This window comes from Flaviaestuariibacter amylovorans, assembly GCF_039541815.1.
Classification (GTDB): domain Bacteria; phylum Bacteroidota; class Bacteroidia; order Chitinophagales; family Chitinophagaceae; genus Flavisolibacter; species Flavisolibacter amylovorans.
This window is the reverse complement of record NZ_BAABGY010000035.1, coordinates 1-24,897: the sequence shown is the minus strand read 5'-3', so window position 1 is coordinate 24,897 and position 24,897 is coordinate 1. Positions and strand designations below refer to the sequence as shown.

Here is a 24,897-nt window from a genome sequence, read left to right as displayed (position 1 = left end):
AGCCCGCGTCGGAAGCCGAGGTCCAGCGCGCGATGGTGCCGCTGTGATCGGAAACGTTGAGGGCCGCAGGCGCCGTGCCGGCCGTGATGGTCTGGTCCGAAGAGGCCACACCGCCCGCAGCAGGGGCGTAGATGGAGACCGTTACCGTGGCCGCGCCCGATACGTTGGCGGCACACGGAGCCGTGCCACCCTCCGCACGCAGGTAGTAGGTCGTAGTGGCAGCCGGCGATACCGTCAGCTGCGCGTTGGCAGTCATCAGCGGACCACCCACCTTGAACGACGTACCGTAAGAAGCATCACTGTACCACTGCCAGTAAGCACCATCACCCAAACTACCACCCGTCTGCGTCAGCACTACATCCGTACCGGAGCATACCAGCGATGCAGAGGAATTAAGCGACGTGGGGGCAACCGAGGAAATAGTTACCTGGAGCGAAACCGTGTTCGAGCTGCTGCAACCAGAGATGTTGGAGGCAGTAACCGTATAGGTCTGCGGGGCGTCGATCTTGGCATACACCGTAGCGGCGGAGCCACCGGTATAGGGGATCGTAGCGGCCGCGTTGGTGTACAGGCCGGTCGACGGGGTCCATACGTAGCTGAGCGGAGCAGCGGTGCCGTTGATGGCTACGTTGTCGAGCGCCCAGTAGGAGCCGAAGTTGGCGGTGTAGCGGAAGCGCACATACACGTCCGGCTTGTTGAGGAAGGCCGAGGTGAGGTTCACGCTGGCGCTGCTGAACACCGTGGGCGCGCCCTGGGTCGACGAGTAGGTCTGCAGGGTCGTCCAGTTGGTGCCGTCGGTGGAAGCTTCCACGCGGGCGGCATCGCCGGAGTTGAATACGAAGTACTGGTGGAAGTTCACCGTAGCGGCCGAGTAGCCTTCCGTGCTGAACGAGGGCGAGGTCAGGGTGGTGCTCGTAGAGCCGCCGTTGCCCTGGGCTTCGCTGTTCGACATGTAGAACTGGCTGTTGTCGTTGCTGCGGAAGGTCGTTCCGTTGTAATTATAGTTGTTGGCGCGGAGCGTCCAGGCGGCATTGGCCGGCGTACCACCCGTAGAGGCGTTGGCGGTGGTCCAGTTGTTAGCGCCGTTGAAGTTCTGCGTCAGGATCGAGGTCGGCAGCGAGATGGAGCTGCTGGCCGTCAGCGACTGCGCGATGGCATTACATACCGTGGCGCTGGCCGGAGTGATGGTCGGAACCGTCGGCGACGAGGGGCTCAGTGTGACCAGCTGGGAAGCGGAGGTCGTGCAACCCGAGGTAGCGTCCGTAGCCGTTACGGTGAACGTGGTGCTTTCGGTCAGCATCGCGTAAACCGTCGTGGCGTTGGAGCCGGAAACATAAGGCGTGGTACCGGCGGCATCCGTATACAGCGGGGCGGCCGGGGTCCAGGCGTAGGTATAGTTGGCATTGGCCGAGCTCACCGACAGCGTGCTCATACCGCCACCGCAGATGGCGGTCGGGTTGGCCGTGAGGGTGATGGCGGGCGGCGTGTTCACCGTTACCGTTACGGCGGTGCGGGCGCTCTCACAACCCTGGCTGCTTACTTCAGCCACGTAGAAGGTCGTGGTGCTGCTCACCGAGCTGGTATAGGTCGTGCTCGTACTGGTCTGTACAGCCGTGCCGCCGGTAGCTACCGTGTACCACTTGAACGACGGGGTAGCGGCACCGGAAGTGGAGGCCACGGAAGCCGTGGGCACACCCGGGGCGCACTGCGTGGAGCCGATAGCGGTCGGGGCGCTCGGGGCGGCATTCACCGTCACGTTCACCGTCTGCTCGCTGAAGCAACCCGTAGTGGCGTTGGTGGCACGTACGGTATAAGCGACCATGAAGGGCGATCCGGTGTTGTTGGCCGGGGCCGTTGCGGTAACAGAAGCGCCGGTGAGGCTGCCGGGGTTCCAGGTCCAGGTATAGGTGCTGGTCAGGTTCGAGCCTACCTGTCCGCCGAGGATCATCTTCGGACGAACGCTGAAGGTACCCGTAGCCGTGCCCTGAGCACATACCGCTGCCGGGAGGGTATTGTCCACACGGTAATACGAGGTCGCTACGTAGGCAGTGGCATCGGTGCGCACCGTGGTGGAGGTACCAGAGGAATTGTTGTTGCTCCAGCAGATCTGCACTACGATGTTGGACGTACCATCCCAGTTGAACGGCGTGCTGAAAGTGATGGTGTTGATCGTGCTTGCAGTGATGGCTTGCGCCGCATTGCTGTACACCGTAGTCAGGCCGCCAACAAAGGTGGACGTGAGCGCGGTCAGCGGCGTAGCGCCGAGGCTAACGGCAAAGCCGTTGTAGGTCGTACCACCTGTGCCCATATCGAGAGCCAGCGAAGTGATGGGACCAGCCTGCAGGTTCATAGCCGAGAGTTCAGAAGCCCGGATGAGGTACTGCGACTTCATGCCACCCCAGGTGTGGTTGAAGGGGCTTTGGAAGCCGGAAGATAAGGAGGCTCCAGCGCCGATGGTGGTGGTAGCAGCCGATGCCGGAATCGAAGCAGCCGTGAGGGCGATGGAAGCCCCGGAGCAAACAGCCGTGGGGCCGGAAGCAGCGGTGATGGCCGGGTTACCGTTCACGGTCACGCTCACGGAGGAAGAAGCGTTACAGCCGGCGCTGGCATCGGTAGCCGTTACCATGTAGGTATAGGTACCGGCGGCAGTCGGCGTCACCGTAATCGGGGTACCGCTCATCGAGCCGGTGATACCCGAGCCGGCCGTGGAGGTCCAGCTGTAGGCATACGTGTTGGTCGAGCCGGTCTGGGCAACACTCAGGTTGACGGAGGCGCCCAGGCAGATCGTAGCGTTGTTCACCGAGGCGGTCACGGCGTCGGGCTGGGTTACGTCAGCCGTTACAGCTACACGCGGGCCCTCGCAGCCGTTGCTGCCGGTTTCGGAAACATAGAAGGTAGTGGTCGTGCTGATGGCCGTCGTGTACGTGGTACCGCCGGTCTGCAGCAGGGTGCCACCCGTGGCAGCAGAGTACCACTTATAGGTACCGCCTGCGCCGGCTACAGAGGCCGTCGGAACTCCGAAGCCGCACTGCGTGCTGTTGGAAGCCGTCGGGGCTACCGGCGCCGGGTTCACCGTTACGCTCACGTTCTGGCTGCTGCTGCAACCGGTCGTGGGGTTGGTGGCGGTTACCGTGTATACCTGCGTTACCGGTGCACCGGTCAGGTTCGTGGGAGCGGTAGCGGTTACCGAGGCACCCGAGAGGTTGCCCGGGTTCCAGGTCCAGTTGTAGGTACCGTTCTGCACGGTCAGCACCTGGCCGCCGAAGCGGATCACCGGGCGTCCCGTAGCGACAGTGCCCGTAGCAGCTGTACAGCCGGTGGCGCTGCTTGCCTGTACGGTGGTGGTACCAGAGGTGGTCGTCGTTTGCACGGTCACACCGCTGCCACCCGTAGTAAGCTTGGCGCACTGCTCCACGAGGATCGAGCTGGTGCCGTCCCATACGAACGGAGTAGAGAAGGTGTGCGTGTTCATGCCGGTCACCGGGCTGTAGGTAGCCTGGGTCAGCACCGTGGTGAAGCTCGGGGTGAGCAGCGTAGTGGTGAGGTTGGTCTGCGGTACGTTGGCCATTTTCCACACCATGTTGCTCATCGTGCCGGTCGGCGCAGCCGTGGTCACGAAGAAGGAGATCGAAGTGATGTTGCCTGCACTGAAGCCGGCGGCAGTCATCTCTGCGGGTGTGATGAGCCACTGGTTGCGGACCTCGTTATTGACGGTCGTACCCGTGCGGTAGGGAACGCCGGTCGTGGAGAGGGCGGTGGCGTTGGCGGTGCCCACCGTGTCTACGCCTGCGCCCGGTGCTACATAGGTAGCGGCCAGGGCAACGGAGCCTTCCGAGCACACGGCCGTGGGGCCGGTGGCGGTGGTGATGGTCGGAACCGGATTCACGGTCACGCTCACCGTAGCCGTCGTGGCGCAGCCAGCCGAGAGGTCGGTAGCCGTCACGGTGTAGGTATAGGTACCCGGAGCGGTCGGCGTTACGCTGATGTTCTGGCCCGACATCGACGTGGCGATACCGGAGCCTGCAGCGGGCGAAGCCGTCCACTCAAATTGCGTGTAGTTGTTGGTGCTGCCGGTGTTGACGGCGCCAAGGTTTACGGCCGTGTTCGGGCAGATCGTGCTCGAAGACGCGCCGGCAACCACTGCATCCGGCTCGGACACCGTTATTTCAACGGCGGCGCGGGGGCCTTCGCAGGTTCCGTTCAACTCAGATACATAGAAGGTAGTGGTCGTCGCAACCGTGCTGTTGTAGTAGTTCAGCGCGCTGCTCTGGAGCGGGGTGCCACCCGAAGCGCGATCGTACCAAACGAATACCGGCGAAGCGGCTCCATCCGTGGAGCTTACCGAAGCACCAGTGGGCACCTGCGTACCGCACTGTGTATACGTCGGGTTATCGACCGTGGGCGCGCTCGGTTTGTAGTTCACCGTCACGTTCACCGTGGCGGTCGACGAGCAACCCGTGCTCGGGTTGGTGGCCGTCACCGTGAAGGTCTGTACTTCGTTTGCTGTCGTCAGGTTTTCTACCGTAGTGGTCACCGTGGCGCCGTCGAGGCCGCCGGGGTTCCACTGCCATTCAAGGCTGCTGTTCACATTCGTAGCTACCTGGCCGCCGAAGCGCATGTTGGGGCGGTTCGGAGTAGAGCCGGAAACGGTCGTGCTTGTGCAGGGTGTAGAAGTACCGTCCTGGTTGAAATAGACCGAAGAAGTAAAGGACGTAGCCGTGTACTTCGTCTGGTGCTGGTTCGCTGCGGCGTTCGTAGTGCCGTTGGCGAAGCAGATGTCGACGATGATGCTCGAGGTGCCATCCCATGCGAACGGAGTGCTGAAATTATGGACGTTGATGCCGGCAGTCGGGGTATAGGTGGCCGCCGTATACACCGTCGTAAAGGAGGGCGACTGGAACGCCGTAATCTCGGAAGTGCTTGCAGCTACCTGGCCGATCTTGATCGTGTAGTTCGAAAGCGACGTTGCCGTAGTGGGCAGCGCGCTCACGTCGAAGGCAAGCGAGGTTATGTCGCCGGCGCGGAAGCCGAGTGCGGTCAGCTCGGAAGCTTTCACCAGGTACTGCTGGCGGCCGTTACCGAAGTACGTCGGGTAAGCGGCGCCTGCGTTCGAGGTCGTTGTATTGGTAGTAGTGGCGGTGCCGAGGTTTACGGTGCCTGCCTGCGGTACTACGCTTGCAGCCGACAGGGTCACGTCGCTGCCGGAGCAAAGGGTCGTCGGGTTGGCCGTTACCGAAGTAATGACAGGAGGCGCGATCACCGTTACGCTGACGGTAGCCGTCGTGGCGCAGCCGGCAGCAGCATCGGTACCGGTTACCGTATAAGTATAGGTACCTGCGGCCGTGGGCATGACGTTGACATTCTGACCGCCGATAGAGGTCGGGATACCGGAGCCGGATACCGGCGAAGCGGTCCAGACGTAGGTATACGTATTGGTGGTGCCCGTGTTAGTAGCCGTCAGGCTCACCATTGAATTCGGGCACACGTTGCTCGTGGCGCTTGCGCCGGCCGTGATGGCGTCGGGCGAAGACACGGTAACGGTAACCGCCGCACGGGCGCTTTCGCAGCCGTAGCTGTTGGTCTCCGATACATAGAAGGTCGTGGTCGTGCTGATGGCCGTCGTGTAGGTAGTGCCGCCAGTCTGCAGCAGGGTGCCGCCGGAAGCCGCGTCGTACCACTTATAGGTACCACCCGAGCCCGACACGGAAGCTGTGGGCACCTGCGTACCGCACTGCGTGCTGTTCGTAGCTACAGGTGCTGCCGTTACCGGGTTGACGGTCACGTTCACGGTAGCCGTGCTGGAGCAGCCGTTGCTGCCGGTAGCCGTCACGGTGTACGCAACGCTGAACGGAGAGCCGGTCATGTTGGCCGGAGCGGTAGCCGTCACGGAAGCGCCGGAGAGGGAGCCCGGGTTCCAGGTCCAGGTGTAGTCGGACGTGATGTCCGTAGCCAGCTGGCCGCCGAGGCGGATCACCGGCCGGCCGGTGGCCGCGGTGCCGGTGGTGGCGGTGCAGCCGGTGCTGCTGGCCGTATGTACGGTGGTGATTACGCCGCCCGTAGTCGTCGTCTGCAGGGATACGCCCGAACCCGTGGTGGTCAGCTTGCCGCAAACATCAACGAGGATGTTGCTGGTGCCGTCCCACACGAACGGAGTCGTAAAGGTGTGTGTATTGGCGCCGGTGACCGGGTTATAGGCGGCTTCGGTCAGTACGGTCGTGAAAGAAGGCGTCAGGTAGGTCGTCGTCAGTGCCGCATCGCTCACATTGGCCATCTTCCATACCATGTTGCTCATTGTGCCGGTCGGCGCAGCCGTGGTCACAAAGAAGGAAATGGAGGTGATGTTGCCCGGACCGAAGCCGGCAGCTGTCAGTTCCGCAGCTGTAATGAGGTACTGGTTCCGGATCTCGTTGTTGAGTGTGTTACCCGTGCGGTAAGGAACGCCCGTCGTACCAAGCTCACTGGCATTAGCCGTGCCGATAGTGGCCATACCTGCCTGGGCTACAACAGAGCTCGCGCTCAGGGTGATGTTGCCTTCCGAGCAAACCGGGCTGGTGCCCGTAGCCGAAGTGATGGCGGGAACAGCCTTCACCGTCACATTCACAGTGGCGGTGGTCACGCAACCGGCGCTGCCATCGGTAGCCGTCACCGTGTAGGTGTAGGTACCGGGAGCGGTCGGGGTTACCGAGACAGGGCTGCCGCTTACCGAGGTAGCGATACCCGAGCCCGATACCGGCGAAGCCGTCCAGGAATAGTTGTACGTATTGGTGGTGCCGGTGTTGGTAGCAGTCAGCTGAATGGCGGTACCGGGGCAAACGTCGTTCATGTCAACCGCTGCCGTTACGGCGTCGGGCGTCGTGATCATTACGGTTACCGGGGTGCGGGGGCTTTCGCAGCCGTTGCTGCCGGTTTCGGACACATAGAAGGTAGTGGTATTTGACACCGTGTTGGCGTAGGTCGTGGCGGTACCGCTCTGGAGGGCAGTGCCACCCGTGGCCGCTGCATACCAGTTGAAGGTCGGGTTGGCCGCGCCGCTCGTGGAAGCCACGGAAGCGGTGGGCACCTGCGTACCGCACTGGCTGCTATTGGTGCCGGTGGGCGCAGTGGGTGCGGAGTTGATCGAAACGTTCACGGTTTGCTCACTGAAGCAGCCGGTGGTTGCGTTCGTAGCGCGTACCGTATAGGCCTGGCTCACAGCGGAGCCTGAAGTGTTCGTCGGAGCGGTAGCTGTTACCGAGGCGCCCGTGAGGTTGCCCGGGTTCCAGGTCCAGGTGTAGGTAGCGCTGATGTCAGTAGCAACCTGTCCGCCAAAGCGCATGACCGGGCGGCCTGGAGCCGACGTGCCCGTGGCATCCGTGCAGCCGGTGCTGCTGCTTGCCTGTACGGTAGTGATACCGGAAGTGGTAGTTGTCTGAACAGAGACACCCGAGCCACTCGTAGTAAGCTTGGCGCACTGCTCCACGAGGATCGAGCTCGTGCCGTCCCATACGAACGGAGTAGAGAAGGTGTGCGTGTTCATGCCGGTCACCGGGCTGTAGGTGGCCTGCGTCAACACCGTGGTGAAGCTCGGGGTCAGCAAGGTGGTGGTCAGTACCGTGTTCGGCACATTGGCCAGCTTCCACACCATATTGCTCATTGTGCCGGTAGGCGAAGCCGTGGTCACGAAGAAGGAGATCGAGGTGATGTTGCCTGCGCTGAAGCCGGCGGCCGTCATCTCTGCGGGTGTGATGAGCCACTGGTTGCGGACCTCATTATTCAAGGTCGTACCCGTGCGGTACGGAACACCGGTCGTGGTGAGGTTAGTAGCATTGGCGGTGCCTACCGTAGCGGTACCAGCCTGGGGAGCGATGGCGGTGGCAGACAGTGCAACCGAAGCATCCGAGCAGGCAGTTGCCGGGCCCGTAGCTGTCGTGATCACGGGGTTCGGGTTCACGGTAACGGTGACAGTGCTTGTAGTGGCGCAGCTGGCACCTGCATCGGTAGCGGTAACGGTGTATACATAGGTACCGGCCGCAGTCGGAGTCACAGAAACGGGGCTACCGCTCATGGATGTAGCGATGCCCGAGCCCGATACCGGGGAGGCGGTCCAGGAATAGGTGTATGTATTGGTAGTTCCGGTTTGGCTAGCGCTCAGGCTGATGGTGGCACCAGCACATACCGTGCTATTGTCGACAACGGCGGTCACCGCGTCGGGAGCATTTACGGTAACGGTAACGGCCGCACGCGGACCCTCACAACCGAGTGCACTGGTCTCCGATACATAGAAGGTCGTTGTTTGGCTGATGGCTGTCGTATAGGTAGCGCCGCCGTTCTGCAGCAGGTTGCCACCGGTAGCGGCGTCGTACCATTTGAAGGTGCCGCCGTTGCCGGTCACCGAAGCAGTCGGGATGCCGAAGCCGCACTGCGTGCTGTTAGTGGCCGTCGGTGCATCAGGCGTAGGATTCACCGTGACCACTACCTCTTTTGCACCCGTGGAGCAACCATTTGCATCCGTGCCCACTACCGAGTAGGTAGTGGTCGCGGTCGGGCTCACAGTCAGCGTATTGCCCACGGTGCCCTCGTTCCAGGTATAGAAGCTGATGGGGCGGGTCGTACCGATCGCAATGTTGTCGATGAGCCAGCCGTAGTAGAGTGTGCTGCTTTCCGTGTTGTAACGGAAGCGGATGCGGAACTGGTTCGTCATCGCAGCAGCCGGGATATTGATCGTTTCCGTCTTCCACAGGCCGTTGTTGGGCAGTGATGTAGACGAAGTGAACGCCCCCATCCAATCGGAATAGCTGCGGGTAGAGAAGCCGACACCACCGGTACCTAACAGGGTGCCGGAGCCCGCATAGCTGCTCGCAGGGAACACCGTCCAGTTGTTGCCGCCGTCGGAGGAATACTCTACATAGCCGAAGTCGAATGCCGTTAAGGAGCCTTCCATGGCCGCAATATGCGAGAAGGTCAGCGTGGGGCTGCTCGCGCCGGATAGGTCCATGGTAGCCGACGTCAGCGTCACATTCGCGTTGTTCGAAGAGGTATTGAACCGAACCGAGCCGCTGCCCTGGGCAAAGTATGTGGTATTCAGATCGGCTGTTACGTTACTTCCCGCAGTGATCGTGCCGGTGGTAAAGTTGGTGAGCGGGAAGGAGCTGCTCTCGAAACCCTGCGAGAGGTAGATCGGGGCCGATGCCGTGAGCGTCACCGAGGCACCAACGCAAATGGCCGGAGCCGACGGAGTGATCATCGGCAGGTAACCACGGAGCGGGTTATCCTGGTAGGCGCCCGAGGCGGAGGTGGCCGTTAAGCCGTTGGCGTCTGTAGCCACTATATAATAGGTGATGGCCGAGTTGGAGCCGGGGATCGTGCCGGTCCAGGAGTTACCGCCCGTATTGGTCATGTCAATAGGCGTTTGTGTTACCCCTCCCACGGTGTAATGGATGCGTACCGACGTGATGGCGGCACTCGTGCTCGCGTTCGGCGTTGCTTCCACCGTAATGTCGCGGTTGGTGGCGGCGCACTGCACGGTTGCAGGGTTCAGGGAAGGTGTGCTCAGGGTGGGCACCAGGCCCTGGCCCGCAAGTTCCCAGGCACCCATATCCGGCGAGGTGGCCGAGCGGGCCGTACCGGCGAAATCGGTGCTGATACCTGAAATGGGGAGAGCGGAGCTTTCTACGGCAACGGGCGTACCGACACTGTACTTCAGGAAGTCGCTGCTCGAGCCGGTCGTGCTCTGGAAGGGCACGTCGGTGGAAAGAGATTGCTGGTCGCGCGTGGCCATGAAGGTCTTATAGTCGGCCAGCGTTTGAATGTTATTGGTAGTGGCGAAGGTCGTCGAGTTATACTCGGAGTAGAGCAGGTTGGCTGCGCCCGGCGTACCGGCATAAAGCAGGTTGTTGTTCGACGTTGACGCGTAGTTGGCCGGGCCGGCGGCGCCCGTACCGTTGTTGCGGCGCAGAGCTACGGCAAGGCCGGTGCCCGAGGGCGTGATCTTGTTGATCAAAATGTTGTTGCGCAAGTTCACCGAGGTCGGGGTAGCATTGTACTGCACAGCGCTGCCGCCGAAGTTGGCGCCACCGGAACCGGTGAGATAAACGGTGTTGTAGTACACATTGACCGGGCCGGCGCCACCGGTGATGTTGATGCCGACGATCTGGTTCGGAACGCCGGTGGAGAAGTTGGAGGCGGACGCCGTGAGGTTGCCGATCAGGTTATTGTAGATTGTGTGCCCGCCTGTGCCGCTGGTAACGGCGAGGCCGATCGCCTGTCCCGTTGCGTTGCTGCTCGAAAGGTCGTAGATCTTGTTGGCGTGCACGGCGCTTGCGGTAGAGGCAACCGTGATGCCCGTTACCGTAGCCGCGCCTGAGCTGCTCAGTGCGCTCACCGAGTTGCCGGTGACGGTGGCCATGGTGCCGCTGGTGATGCTGATACCGGTTACGGCAGCCCCTCCTGAAATATTGGCGATGGTGTTGCCGGAAATCAGGTTCCCGGTTCCACCGGACCCGCCGCCGGTGCCGATGCTCATTACCGTAATGGCGTTCGTGCCGCCGGTCCAGTTAGTGAAGGTATTGTTGGTGTAGGTTTTGTTCACCGTACCGCCGTCGGAGCTCGCCCAGCCGGTGATGGTGGTGGCGCCGGTGACGGTGATGTTGGAGAAGTTGTTACCGCTGTGGGTCACGGTTGCTCCGCCAACCGAGGAAGAGCCACTCGTATGCATCGTGACGGTACCGCCGGCGCCGCCCTTGTTGAAGGTGCCGGTAATGGCGTTATTGCGGATCAGCTGCGAGCCGGTAGCGTCCACGACGTAGCTGGTGGACATGAACGTAACGGAGCCAGTGGTGTTTACGTTTAGGTTATGGAACGTGTTACCTTCCACTGTTGCTACGTTGTTGGCCGCAGTAGCCCCGGTGAGGTTGATGAACGTGAGGGAATTGGTACCGCTGGTGGTATAGGTGATCCCCTGGAAGCTGTTGTTCTTGATGTTGTGCGACGTGGCGGTCGTGGCGGTCGTTACCGTGATACCGGTGAAGGCGCTCGTGTTAACGCCGGTGAAATTCACCAATTTGTCGGTAGCGGTAGTACCCACGCCGAGCTGGTTGTTGTTCACCTCGATGCTGGAGCGCACGGCCCCGGTGGAGGTAATGCCTGTAAACGCGCTCGAGGTACCACCGATGGAGGTACCTTTTACGATGTTGTTGTTGATCGTCACGATCCCGGCGTCGTTCGTGTTTGAGATCGCCGTGAAACTGGCAGCATTGGCGCAGTTCTGGACGATATTGTTGTTCACATGGACCGTCGCTCCGGTAACGGTACCGAGGCCTTGCGTCAGGATCGCCTGCATGGTTGAAGTACCCGTCGAGGTCACCGTCACCGTATTATTACTGATCACGTTCGTGAAGGTGGCATTCGTGGGCGTCGCGTTAAAGTTCTGCAGGATCGCGTTGGAAACGGAAGTAGCCACCATGCTCGTGCTCGAAAGCGTGTTGTAGCGCACATTGCTGTTCTGCTGGTTGGTAAGGTAGATCCCGTAAATGCGGGACGCCAGGTTACCTGCAAAGGCGGAGCCCTGAGCCGCGCCGCCCCAGTTGGTGATCGTGTTGCCGGTAGCGGCGGAGGAGCCTCCGATATCGTTGCCTATACCCTGGAATTCGGCAGTGGCCGTACCGATGAACGCGATACCGAAGTTCACGTTCGAGATCGCGTTATTGTACACCTTGTTGTTGCTGTTGATACCGCCTGCAGCCGTAATGTCGGCGGTAGTTAGGGGCGCGGCATCAGTGTGCCGGGTGTTGCTGTAGATACCGAACGAGTTGGTGTACGTGCGGTTCAGCGCAATATTGTTATTCTGGATCGTATTATTACTGGCACCGTCCGTGGCGCTGGCATAGAGCAGCGCGATGCCCCACTCCGTCATGTTGTTGGAAGCGGGGGTGATGGTGCTGTTGCTGCTCTCCTGCAGCGACAGGTTCTGAATCGTGATGTGATCGGCGCCCCGGAGCTTGATGATGGCGTCGTTGAGGGCGCCTGCCGTGAGCGCTGCGCTTGCGGTGATCACCGTACTTCTACCGGCCCCGCCACCCTGGATGGTGATGGTGTTGGTTGCAGTGCCCGACGCGGTAATGACATAACCGCCTGCGGGGGCGGTCTCGTTGGCGTTCAGGGTGATGACTACGGGATCGGTGATGGTGGCCGCGTTCAGGGCCGTCACCGCCGTCGCGAGGTCGGGATAGGTGGCGGCAAGACCGGAGCCGCTGTTGGTGCTCACATTCTGCGCATCCGCGTCAATGCCGCTGAAGGACACGAGGGTTGCGAGCAAGGCAAAAAGCTTCCTCATAAACAGTAGGTTGTTTGTTTTTGTTTCCTGGCGTTCAGTAAATGGAAAGGCGGCGCCTGCTGCACGTCAGCAGGCATACGGGTGTTGATGATAGCAAGCAATCTTTCCGGCGTCGCCGGGCTGGCTGTTTCAGATAGGTAGCGGTACGGTGTAGAAGATAGGTCGGTTCTGGTATCGGAAGGTCAGAGCGAAAAGCACATCCCTGTGCTGTAAAAAGCGGAGATGAAAATAGCCACTTTTACCAACAACCACCAAATTATTTGTTAAAGAATGGTGCTTCCTATTCATAATCTTTTGATAGTCAACGTAAAATAAAAAAGTAAAAACACGCACCTGTACGTGTTTCTACGAGCCCCTGCCTACGCGCAGAGGTGCGAACACCGGGTTACCTGAGCCCATTGTTCCTCAATAAGTGCCCAGGATGGTCACCGGCAGCGCGTCCACCGCCCCCGCTGCGCCCAGGTAATACCTGCCTGCAGGCAGCCCGTTGAGCCGGAGCGGTGCTGCCACGCGCCCACCCGCCGGCAGCCTAAGTGCCCAGCGGCGCAGCAGGCGCCCGCCGGCATCCACCAGATGCAGCTCCGCCCCTGCGGCCGCGGCGCCCCGCAGCCGTACCGTGATCCGCTCCCGCGCCGGGTTGGGAAAGGCCCCTTCCACGATCAGCGGCTCCTGCCCCGCCGCCGCGATCATCAGCACGGAACCCGCCCGCTCCCGCCCATCCAGGTCCTCCTGCACGAGCCGGTAATACCAGCGTTGCCCGTGCGGTGGGCGGTCGCTGAAACTGTAGTCGCGCAAGGCCGACGAGGTGCCGTTGGGCGCACCCGAGGCCACGTAGCCAACCCGCCCGAAGAAGCGCCCGTCGCCGGAACGCTCCACCCGGAACCCGCGGTTGCCCGCCTCCGAGGCGGTGGTCCAGCGCAGCTCGTTCCGGTCGGGCAGCCGCCGCCCGGTGAAGCGCAGGAACGTCACCGGCAATGCGGTAGCCGGGGCTGCGAGAGCAAACGGTGAAAAGGCGGTTTGCCCGGGGAGCGTCAGCGTGCGCATCGTGCCCGACTGTTGCACCGGCACACCGGTGCCGTTGGGCAGCAGCTCCCAGCGCCCGGCCGCATGGTGGTATACATTCATCACAGAAATGCTGGTGCCGGGCCCGTCAGACCACGAGAAGCCCAGGTCGGCCGGCACTGCCGGCGCGGCAGAGGGCGTCACCTCCCACACCCGGGGCAAGGGATTTCCGCTGCCGATCGCCCCATAGCCGGTAAAATCGTCCTGTACCCGCACCCGCCAGTGAAGGCCTTCGGCACTGCCGATCGTCAGCGGGCTGTAGCTCCCGCCGTGCGCGCCAACGGGAAGGAGCACGGTTCCGGCAACCGACCGGCGCTCCAGCAGGCCGCTCCCGTTGGTTACCACGAACGAAGCCCCGCTCCCACCCCGGATGCTGTCGGCCGACAACCCGTAATGACCCAACATCAGCAACCCTGAAGAAAGCTCCAGGGCACCCGCCACGCGTACGGCGCCCGATAGCCAGGCGCCGTACGCGTTGTTGATCCGCAGCCCGCCGTAGGTACCCCCGGGCACCGATTGTGGTGTCGTGCCCTTGAAAATGACCGTGGCGGGTATCGACGTATGCATACCGGTAACGAGGCTACCACGGATGCCGAAGCTGTCGGAAAACTGCGGGCTTACCGCTCCGGCCAGGTCAAGGTGATAGAAGTCCGTGAGGCCTACCGGTTGCCCGGCGCCCCGGTACTCCACGGTGCTGCCGCTGTCGAGTACCGGGTTGCCCGCCGTAAAGGTGCCCGCCAATCCGCCGGGATGGGCCGTACGCAGGGTCCCGCTCACCTCCAGGGTGCCGCTACCGCCGATCGCGTGGGTACGGGCGTCGAGCAGGCCGGCCACCAACAGCCTTTGTGTCCCGGTCAGCGCCAGGTCGCCCCCGAGCTCCACGGAGTGGCCTTCGGAGATGAGGATCCGCGGAGCCGAGGCGGGCACGGCGCCGGCCGCCACCCAGGCGCGGCCATCGAAAAACTCCCAGATCGAGGGGTTGAAGTAATCGCCACCCGTAGAAGTACGGAAGTCCGCCGTGCTGACCGTATAGCCGGCATTGCCACGAAGGGCGATGTTGTCGAGGCGCAGGTCGCCGCTGGTGCCGCCCCAGCCGTAGATCCGGAACGAAACGGCGCCCTGCCCGAGGTAGGTGGCCGGTAGCGGAAGCGCCACGGCTGTGGCCACGGTGCCGGTGGTTCCCGTAAGCAGGTCCGAGGCAAAGCCGTCGGCCGAGCCCCGCACGGCAAAGTGGGTGGCGCCGTTGGCGGAGCGGAAGATCTCAAAGGCCAGTGCTGTGGCATGCAGGGTATAGCCGGTGGCGGGAGATGCGCTGAACTGCACGTAGCGGGAGGCGTCGAAGGAGGTGCTCCAGGTAGCGGAGCCGCTGAACACGGTGCCGGCGGGCGACGCATTATTGTTGCAACCGATCCCCGAGGTGCCGATGCTGCCGAAGCTGATGGCGCCGGCAAGCGATTGAGCCGCCAGGGACGGCGCTGTGCAGGAGGTGCCGGTGAAGGTGTAGACACCGAGGATGCTGACGTCGGCTACTGCCACCGGCGCCGGCGCGGTGCTGAAGGCGCCGCTCCCCGCGGTCAGCACAGCCGCCCCCGGGCCGGAGAAGTAAAGTCCAGTGAAGGTGGCGAGGCCCGATAAGGCCGTACGTGTGAGCGTACCCGCAAGCGCCGGCCCGGTTACGGAGAGCGTCACCGGAGCGGTATGATCGATGTCGCGGTTGCCGCCCGCATCTACCGCCTCCACCGCCGGGGCGGGCAACAGGGTACGATACGGATCAGTGGATGCCGGAGGCGCCTGGGCGAAGCGGATCGCGGTAGCGCTTACAGAATAGATGTTGGCGCCGGCTGCAGCGCTGGCGATGGCTGCAAAGGACCCGAATTGCGACGAAGCCTCGGCGTCGCCACACCCGATATTGGAAAAGCTCAACTGGAATGCGAACCGGTCGCCGTCCCTGTTGGCCCCGGTGGAGGCGCCCCCGTTCACATTCGGTTTCACCGACAGGCGCAGCGACAGCGTCAGGCTCCCGTTATCGGGTACCGCCAGGTTGCCGATGCCGCTGAACTGAAGTTGTGTGGCCGTTAACGACACGGAGCCGTCCACCTTCACGCCCTCCCGGAACAGCGCTACATCCTGGATGGCGGTTGCAAACGATAGCTGGTTGCTGCTCGAAGCCGTGAGGGTAAGGCTGCGCACCAGGGTCGGCAGGGTATCGTCATCCCCGCTTTCGGAAAGTGCCAGTTGCCATACCTGCACGCCATCGCTGCCGGTGCTGATCGCGACCGTGTTGAGGAGCGACGAGATCGAAGCCGATTCCCCGCCCGCGGATGCCGCCGTACCCGAAAAGGACGGCACATACAGGCTGCCCATCGTTCCGGATGTATGAAAGCTGTTGGTGCCCGACGCCTGGGAGCCTGCGAACGGCACCCAGAAAAACGTGTACTGTCCGGTGGTCCGAAGGCCGGTGATCGTGGAGGAAGACTGGCTACTGCTCGTGACCACGGCAGCCACCGTGGCCGCACCCAGCACCGAGCCAGCGGTGTAGGCGGTCCCATCCTGCGGCAGGTCGGCCGCTTGCAAGGCCACGCCCCTCCCCTCCTTGACGAGGAGCAGGTACCCGTTGGCGCCCGCCACGGTGGAAGCCGCTGCGTAGTCGAGCCGGATGCTGTTGCCCGCACCGATGCCTCCGAAGGCGATCGCGCTTCCGGGTAGCTGCCCGGTGGGCGCCGCCGCGAGGGTAGATACGCTGCCCAGGGTGGCTGCCATACTGTATTCCGTGGCACTGCCGCTGCCGGTATAGTCGTATACCGCCACAGCGTAGGTGCTGCCTGCCGCCAGGTTGCGGATCGTGAGGCTGCTTCCGGTGCCTTCGTACACGACCCTGTTGGCGGCGCCGGTCAGCGGGTTGCCCGCGGCGGTATAGTTGCCACTGTCGGCCACCGGGTAAGTAACGCCGTTCTGTGGCGCCACGTTTGCAGATCCCGGAACGGGGCGCAGCACCACGATGCGCCGCTCCCCGGTGCCAGGCGTCCAGGAGAGGGAAAAGCTGCTGTTGCCCCGCGCCGTGACCTGGAGCGCGGAGGATGGGGATGGCGGGGTACCGCCTGCTGCGTGGGCGCTGCCGGCGATCAGCAGGGCAAGCGCGATCGGGAGGATCTTGATCGGGAACATAGGCAGGGGTTAAGGGTGTTTTCCTGGTTGCCGGCAGGAGCGCGCCTGTCGTCCCTCAAAGCTAGAACGGCCCGACTGCCGCACCCGGTGAAATACCACAGGAAAAAGCGGGATTTTTCGGAACGGACGATGTTTTTTTCCGGATCCCGACGGGGAGATCAAAAAAGAACGGGGCCGTAGACACTGGCCCCGTGAAGACTTAAAAACGAAAACAAACCACATACTGTTCGACTATGACCCCAGGTAGAAACCAGGATCGGACTGAGTGCAAGTTCGCCCGGGCGGTTGGGCCGTTCCAAGAGAAAAAGACCGTCATTTCATGGGTTTTTTCCACGGACTTCTGGTGAAAACACCAGGCTCCGAACCGGAAGCAGTTTGCAACAACTTCTAAAGCAAAAAGAGACGCATGGTGTGCGTCTCTTTCGATCAGTTCATAAGGTACATCAGCCGATGAACCGGCCGGTGTGGCTTTCCGCAACCTTCTTCAGACCGTCGGGCTTACCGGCATACACCAGGTTGCCGCCGGCGTCGCCCGCTTCCGGACCGAGGTCAATGACCCAGTCGGCACAGCGGATCACATCCGTATTGTGCTCGATCACGAGGATGCTATGGCCTTGCGTGATGAGCGCGTTGAAGGAGGCGAGCAGCTTCTTGATGTCGTGGAAGTGGAGGCCCGTGGTGGGCTCGTCGAAGATGAAGAGAATCTTGCCGGCGGCTCGGCCCTTGCCGAGGAAGGAAGCCAGCTTCACGCGCTGCGCCTCACCGCCGGAGAGCGTGTCGGAGGACTGCCCGAGCTTCACGTAGCCGAGGCCCACATCACTCAGCGGCTTGATGGCGCCCATGATGCTTTTCTCGTCCTTGAAGAACTCGATGGCCTCATCCACGCTCATCTCGAGCACGTCGTATACGCTTTTGCCTTTGTAGTGAACTTCGAGCACTTCCTCCTTGAACTTATGCCCGTTGCACACTTCGCAGGTAAGGTGCACGTCGGCAAGGAACTGCATCTCCACGATCTTTTCGCCTTCGCCCTTGCAGGCGTCGCAGCGGCCGCCATCGACGTTGAAGGAGAAATGCTTGGCTGCGAAGCCACGGATCTTCGAAAGCGCCTGCGCGGCATAGAGGTCGCGGATCCCGTTCCAGGCCTGGATATAGGTAACCGGGTTACTGCGGGAAGATTTGCCGATCGGGTTCTGGTCCACGAGCTCTACGGCGGTGATGCTGTCGATATCGCCGGAGATGCCTTTGTGCAGGCCCACTTTCTCGCCCGGCTCGCCCTTCAGCTTCTGCAAAGCAGGATAAAGGATATGCTTGATGAGGGTGGTCTTGCCCGAGCCGCTGACGCCGCTCACCACGGTGAGCACGCCGAGCGGGAATTCCACTGTTACGTTTCTCAGGTTGTGCTGGCGCGCGCCTTCTACTTTGATGCTTTCGCGCCACTTGCGCGGCACCTTCGGCGCATCGATCGTGAGGGTGCCCGTGAGGTACTGTCCGGTGAGGCTTTTCGGGTTCGACACGATGGCGTCGTAGTCGCCTTCGGCCACCACCTCGCCCCCGAGGTGCGAGGCAAGCGGACCCATATCGATGATATGGTCGGCTTCGCGCATCATCATCTCGTCGTGCTCCACCACCACTACCGTATTTCCCAGGTCGCGCAACTCCTTGAGCACGCGAATAAGGTTCTCGGTATCGCGCGGATGGAGGCCGATGGAGGGCTCGTCGAGTATGTACAGAGAATTGGTGAGGTTGGAGCCGAGCGAGCGTGTGAGCTGGATGCGCTGCGACTCGCCGCCGGAGAGCGTGTTGGCAAGGCGGTTCAGCGTGAGGTAGCCGAGGCCTACTTTGAGCAGCGTATCCACGCGGTGCGTGATCTCGATCGTGATGCGCTTCGCCACCGACTTCTCGAAATCGGAAAGCTTCGGAAGCGCCTCGTCGAGCCAGGCCTTCAGGTCGCGCACGGGCAGCTCGGAGAGCTCGCCGATATGGCGACCCTGTATTTTTACGTACAGCGCTTCCTTGCGCAGGCGGAAGCCTTCGCATTCGGGGCACTTCGTGCGGCCCCGGTAGCGGCTCAGGAGCACGCGGTACTGCACCTTGTATAAATTCTGTTCGACCTCTTTGAAGAAATCGTCGATGCCCTCGCAGAATTGATTGCCTTTCCAGAGCAGTTGATACTGCTCCTTCGTAAGGTCGGCGATGGGCGTATGCACGGGGAAGCCCGTCTTGCGCGACGCGCGCACGAAGGCCTCGCGCCACTGCCCCAGCTTCTCTCCTTTCCAGGGTGCCACGGCGCCTTCGTATACCGACAGCAGCTTGTTCGGGATCACGAGGTCCTCGTCGATGCCGAGCACCATCGAGAAGCCTTCGCACACCGGGCAGGCGCCGAGCGGGTTGTTGAACGAAAACAGGTTGGGCTGTGGCTCCTCGAAGGGCAGGCCATCGAGCTCGAAGCGGTTGTTGAAATGCAGCAGCTTTTTACCATCCACCTCGAGGTACACGTCGCCTTCGCCTTCGTAAAAAGCGGTGCCGATGGAGTCGCCGAGGCGGTGCTCGTCGTCCTCATCGAGCTCACGCGCCACGAAGCGGTCCACGAGCACGTATACGTTCTCGGGGTATTTGAATGCGTTGATAAAAGCTTCCGGATCCTGCAGCAGGTCCTCGATATGATAGGTGGCGGGCTCGTCGACTGGGTTGTCCTTCTGGGTATAGGCGATGGGCGACACATAAAGGCGGGTAAAGCCTTTCTGCATCAGGATATTGAGCTCCTCGCGCTCCTCGCGGTTGCGGTGCGTCTTGAAGGCGGCGAGGATATAGATCTTGCTGCCTTCGGCGAGCACCTTCATCGCCCCCAGCACGTCGCCGACGTCGTCCTTCTTGACCTCGCGGCCCGACACCGGGGAGATGGTGCGGCCCACGCGGGCAAAGAGGAGGCGCAGGTAGTCGTAGATCTCGGTCATGGAGCCGACGGTGGAGCGCGGGGTGCGGGTGATCACCTTCTGCTCGATGGCGATGGCCGGCGCGAGGCCGCGGATATAATCCACATCGGGCTTGTCCATGCGGTTGAGGAACTGGCGCACATACGCTGAAAGGCTTTCGGCATACCGGCGCTGCCCTTCGGCATAGAGGGTATCGATGGTGAGGGAGGACTTACCGGAGCCTGAGACGCCCGTCACCACGATGAGCTTGTTGCGCGGGAAGGCAACGTCCACGTTCTTCAGGTTGTGCACCCGGGCACCCTTAATGTAGATGGAATCGGCAGCCACGGCGGGCGGCGCCGGCTGAGCTTGTTTCGTCTTCGTTTTTCGTGCGGATGTGGCTTTCATAATTCGTGGGGCAAAGGTAAACCATTACTAATCCCTTTAGCAAAAGAATCCTTAACGTTTTCTTTGCAAAAAGAGGGCAATCAAAACTAGCATGGTTGTTGGAAATTAAATTTTACGGCCTATTTTAGTAGCCGAATCCCAGACACCTAAAATCGTCCAGCCTATCGCTCCAACTTCTACTCTGTAAACCTACTTGGTCCGAAAACAAGAATCCTTCACCGTAGAAGAGCATGACGATGTTACCTAAACTGTCTGATCAGGAGCTGATCAACCTATTTATTTCCGGCAATGTTAACGCCCTTGAAACGCTTGTATTGCGTCACAAGGACAAGTTGTACACGTCCATTCACTTTTTGGTGAAGGACAAGTACCTCGCCGAGGACATCTTCCAGGATGTGTTCATCCGCATTATCGACACCGTGCGCAGCGGGCGCTACACCGACGAGGGCAAGTTCCTGCCCTGGGCGATGCGCATTGCGCACAACCTGTGCGTGGACCACTTCCGGAAGGTAAAGCGCCAGCCGACCATCAAGACCGGCGACGACCAGGACATCTTCGAGGTGCTGAACTTCACCGAGCCGTCGGCCGAGGACAATATGATCAAGGGCCAGAGCCACCACCGCGTGCGCCAGATGCTGGACCTGCTGCCTGAAGACCAGCGCGAGGTGATCATCCTGCGTCACTATGCCGACATGTCGTTCAAGGAGATCGCGCAGATGACCGGCTGCAGCATCAACACAGCCCTTGGCCGGATGCGCTATGGCCTGATCAACCTCCGGAAGATGATGGCCCAGAAGCAGATCGCCCTGTGACCGGCAATCCGCAATCGGGAATCGGGAATGGGTTTTTGAAAGAACGGGAACTCCTGTAACTTACACGACCGATTGCCGATTCCCGATTGCCGAACATATTGTCATTCCCGTGCTCCGACCGTACTACTCACAGTCCTAATGCTTGCCCGCGGAAGGTCGCCCGGGAATGACGACTAGCTGAAAAACCCCTCTCCGGAGGGGTTTTTCTATTGAATATCGAATGACGAATATGGAATAAAGAATAGCGAAGAGAAGAACAGGAACAATTGAACAAGGAACACGGAGCAGGGAATAAGGAAGGGAGCTACCCCCCTTTTGCCAACGTTATGGCAGGAGGCGCAACAGGGAAGCAAACCTCCTGAACCTTCTAAACCCTCCTGAACCCTATTCCCCCATCACCGCATTACCCCATTACCCCATCAGCACATTCATATCGACCAACCCGCCATTCGTCCCGCGGCGCTGCGCGATTGGGGCGCGTTATGTACATTTAGGGCCGTTCCTTAAAAACACAACGGATTCATGAAAAAACAATTCCTCCTCCTGGCGGCCGGCGTGCTGGCTGCCTGCAGCTCCTGGGCCCAGGCGCCGAAGGTGAACTTCGAGAAGTACACCCTGCCCAATGGCCTCAAGGTGATCCTGCACCGCGACACCACCGCCCCCGTAGTGGCCGTAACCGCCCTGTATCATGTCGGCTCCAAGAATGAAGACACGGCGCGCACCGGCTTCGCCCACTTCTTCGAGCACCTCCTCTTCGAAGGCTCCGAGAACATCAAGCGCGGCGAGTTCGACAAGTATGTCACCAACGCGGGCGGCGCCCTCAACGCCAACACCTCGCAGGACCGCACCTTCTACTACGAGCTGCTGCCTTCCAACCAGCTGAAGCTGGGCCTCTGGCTCGAAAGCGAGCGCATGATGCACGCCAAGATCGAGCAGGTGGGCGTCAACACGCAGCGCGAGGTGGTCAAAGAAGAACGCCGCCAACGCTACGAGAACCAGCCGTACGGCTCCATCCTCCCCGAGATCCTGCGCCGCGCCTACCGCGAGCACCCCTACCGCTGGGCCCCCATCGGCTCCATGGAGCACCTCAATAACGCCAAGCTCGAGGAGTTCATCGACTTCTACAAAACCTTCTACGTACCGAACAACTGCGTGCTTTCCATCGCCGGCGACTTCAACATCGCCGAAACGAAAAAGCTGATCGCCGACTACTTCGGTCCCATCCCGAAAGGCACGCGCCCCATCCCCCGCCCCACCATCAAGGAGAAGCCCCTTGGCGGCGAGGTGCGCGACATCGTGCGCGACAACATCCAGCTGCCCGCCGTGATCCAGGCCTACCGTGCTCCCGCACAGGGCACGCCCGAGTACTACGCCTTCAACATGCTCTCCACGCTGCTCTCCGGCGGCCCCTCGAGCCGCTTCAACAAGCTGCTCGTAGACCAGCGCGAGCTCGCCATCGCCACCGGTGCCCTGCCCTTCTTCAACGAAGATGCGGGCCTCTTCATCACCTATGCCTTCACCAATATGGGGGTGAAGCCCGCCAGTGTGGAAAAAGCGATGGACTCGCTCGTGCGCGTGGCGCAGAACACCCTGGTATCGGAATCCGAGTTCCAGAAGGTGAAAAACCAGATCCTGGCAGGCTTCGTGACGTCGAACAGCACGATGGCCGGCATTGCCGAAAGCCTTGCCAACTACGAGGTGTACTTCGGCGACGCCAACCTCGTCAACACCGAGATCGAGCGCTACAACAAGGTGACCCGCCAGGACCTGCTCAACGTAGCGAAGAAGTACCTGAACCCCGACAACCGCGTGGTGCTGTATTACCTCTCGAAGAGCGCCTCCGAAGACGAAATGCCGAAAAAAACCTTCTAAGTGCCGACCGAGAGAAAGAACACAGATTTTACGGATACTACGGATAGGCACAGATCCGTCTTCTTCCGCTAAAACCGTAACATCCGCGCTCCTCCTCTTAGCTGCCCCTCAATCTCAATCAACCCCCAACATGAAAAAAGCACTTGTATATATACTGTCTGCCCTGCCGCTCGTCACGATGGCACAGGTGGACCGCTCCAAGGCGCCGGCGCCCGCGCCGGCACCGGCCATCAAGATCGGCCAGCCCGCCACCTTCACGCTGCCCAACGGGCTCCGCGTGTTCGTGGTCACCAACCGCAAGATCCCCCAGGTAAGCGCCACCCTTACCCTCGACATGGACGGCATCGTGGAAGGCGCCAAGACCGGCGTGTCCAGCATTGCCGGTGAGCTGCTCCGCCGCGGCACCACCACCAAATCGAAAGCCCAGCTCGATGAGGCCATCGACTTTATCGGCGGCTCCGTGAGCACCTCGGGCATGAGTGCCTCCGCCTCCTCGCTGAAGCAGCACTTCCCCAAGGTGTTCTCCCTCATGAGCGAGATGATCCTGAAGCCCGCCTTCCCCGCCTCAGAGCTCGAGAAGGTGCGCACCCAATCGCTCTCTTCGCTGCAGCAGGCAAAAGACAACCCCTCGTCGATTGCCACCAACGTCGCCAACCGCCTCACCTATGGCAAAGACCATCCCTACGGCGACATCGAAACCGAGGAAACGCTGAAGGCCATCACGCTGGCCGACGTCCGGAATTACGTGAGCACCTATTGGAAGCCCAATAATGCCTACCTCGTATTCGTCGGCGACATCACCGCTGCCGAGGCAAAGGCCCTCGCCACCACGGGACTGGGTACCTGGAAAAAGGGCGCTGTTCCGAAGAAGGAATACGCCGCTCCCAAAGCACCGCAAAAGACCTACATCGCCCTCGTAGACCGACCTGCTTCCGTGCAGAGCCAGATCACCTTTATCACTCCCGTGGAGCTGAAGCCCGGCGCGCCCGAGGTCATCGGCGTATCGGTGATGAGCAACATCCTCGGCGGCGGCTTCTCCGGACGCCTCTTCGCCACGCTGCGCGAGAAGTACGGATTTACCTACGGCGCCTATTCGAGCATTACGCCCAACCGCCTCATCGGCAACTTCCAGGCCTCGGCTTCCGTGCGCAACGAGAAGACCGACTCCGCCATCGGCGCCTTCCTCGGCGAGTTCAACCGCATCCGCTCCGAGGCCATCGACGAGACCGAGGTTTCGCGCATGAAGAACTACCTCTCCGGGTCCTTTGCCCGCTCACTCGAGAATCCTTCGACCATCGCCGGCTTCGCGCTCAACATCGCGCGTAACCACCTGCCGGCCGATTACTACCAGAACTACCTTAAGAACCTCGCTGCCGTAACGCCGCAGAACGTGGCGCAGCTGGCCAACCGCTACGTGCAGCCGGGCAACCTGGTAGTGGTGATCGTTGGCAACGCCAAGCAGGTAGCCCCTGGATTGGAGAAATACGGTGAGGTGCGTTACTTCGACGTATACGGCAACCCCGCAACCGCTCCCAGCGCCGCGAAAAAGGCCGCCGAGGGCGTGACCGCGCAAAGCGTGATCGAGAAGGCCGCCGCCGCAACGGCGAACCCCGAGTCGATGAGCGCCGTCAAGGACCTCTCCCTGAACGGCACCCTTTCCGTGATGGGACAGACGCTGCAGATGTCGGAGAAGATGATCGTACCCTCCGCCTACAGCTCCGTGGTGAGCATGGGTGGACGGGCCTTCCAAAAGCAGGTGATGAAAGGCGGCACCTACTCCGTGGAGCAGCGCGGCCAGGCCGAGGAGGCCGATGCCGGCGACAAGGAAGAGATGAACGAGAGCGCCGCTTTCTTCCTCGAATCCTATATGCTGAAAAAAGGCGGCTACACCTTTACACTGTCGCCCGATATCGAGAAGGTGAACGGTAAAGATGCCTATGCCGTGCAGGTGAAGACGCCCGCCGGCCGCGCCTTGACCTATTACTATGACGTAACCACGGGGCTTAAGGTCAAAATGTCGAAGGAAGAGGACGGCCCCGCCGGAAAGATGACCGTAAGTACGTACTACAGCGACTACAAGCCGTTCAACGGCGTGATGATCCCGACGAAGATCCTGCTCGACCAGGGGCAGATCAAGCTCGAAGGCACATTCACCGATATCAAGGTGAATAGCGGCCTCAAGGAGAGTGACATACAGTAAGCTGTGTTAATAAAAAAAGAAGCCCCGTAGTTCTACGGGGCTTCTTTTTTTATCGGATTGCCTCGTCCTAAAATAGGTTGACACAAAAGTTGACTTATATGTTAGATACAGGAGTTAGTGATTATCGTAGGCGGACTTGTAAGGATTACAGTCTTG

Annotated in this window: 6 protein-coding genes; 3 read left to right on the top strand and 3 right to left on the bottom strand. The window is 61.1% G+C overall.

What is annotated here, in order from left to right; translation table 11 throughout:
- The 3 genes from ABD937_RS23880 to uvrA form a co-directional block, all read right to left on the bottom strand.
- A partial coding sequence (locus tag ABD937_RS23880) for an Ig-like domain-containing protein (protein WP_345258604.1) occupies positions 1-12,310 on the bottom strand: 12,310 nt, incomplete at its 3' end.
- A gap of 405 nt (positions 12,311-12,715) precedes the next feature.
- Entirely contained in the window at positions 12,716-16,537 is a 3,822-nt protein-coding gene (locus tag ABD937_RS23875) for a fibronectin type III domain-containing protein (protein WP_345258603.1), read from the bottom strand.
- A 443-nt stretch (positions 16,538-16,980) separates the two neighbouring features.
- Complete coding sequence (gene uvrA, locus ABD937_RS23870) at positions 16,981-19,857, bottom strand: excinuclease ABC subunit UvrA (protein ID WP_345258602.1); 2,877 nt, start codon at positions 19,855-19,857, stop codon at positions 16,981-16,983.
- Positions 19,858-20,087: 230 nt separating this feature from the next.
- Between uvrA and ABD937_RS23865 the strand changes: the two genes are divergently transcribed.
- The 3 genes from ABD937_RS23865 to ABD937_RS23855 all read left to right on the top strand — a co-directional run bounded on the left by ABD937_RS23865 (position 20,088) and on the right by ABD937_RS23855 (position 24,741).
- The gene (locus ABD937_RS23865; protein WP_345258600.1) at positions 20,088-20,669 is read left to right on the top strand and encodes an RNA polymerase sigma factor; all 582 of its coding nucleotides are present in this window, start codon (positions 20,088-20,090) and stop codon (positions 20,667-20,669) included.
- Positions 20,670-21,191: 522 nt separating this feature from the next.
- Positions 21,192-22,541 carry a M16 family metallopeptidase gene (locus ABD937_RS23860; protein WP_345258599.1) on the top strand — a complete coding sequence of 450 codons (1,350 nt, stop codon included), beginning with the start codon at positions 21,192-21,194 and terminating at the stop codon, positions 22,539-22,541.
- Positions 22,542-22,671: 130 nt separating this feature from the next.
- Positions 22,672-24,741 (top strand): insulinase family protein, encoded by a 2,070-nt coding sequence (locus ABD937_RS23855; protein ID WP_345258598.1) that lies wholly within the window; start codon positions 22,672-22,674, stop codon positions 24,739-24,741.
- Positions 24,742-24,897 lie beyond the last annotated feature (156 nt).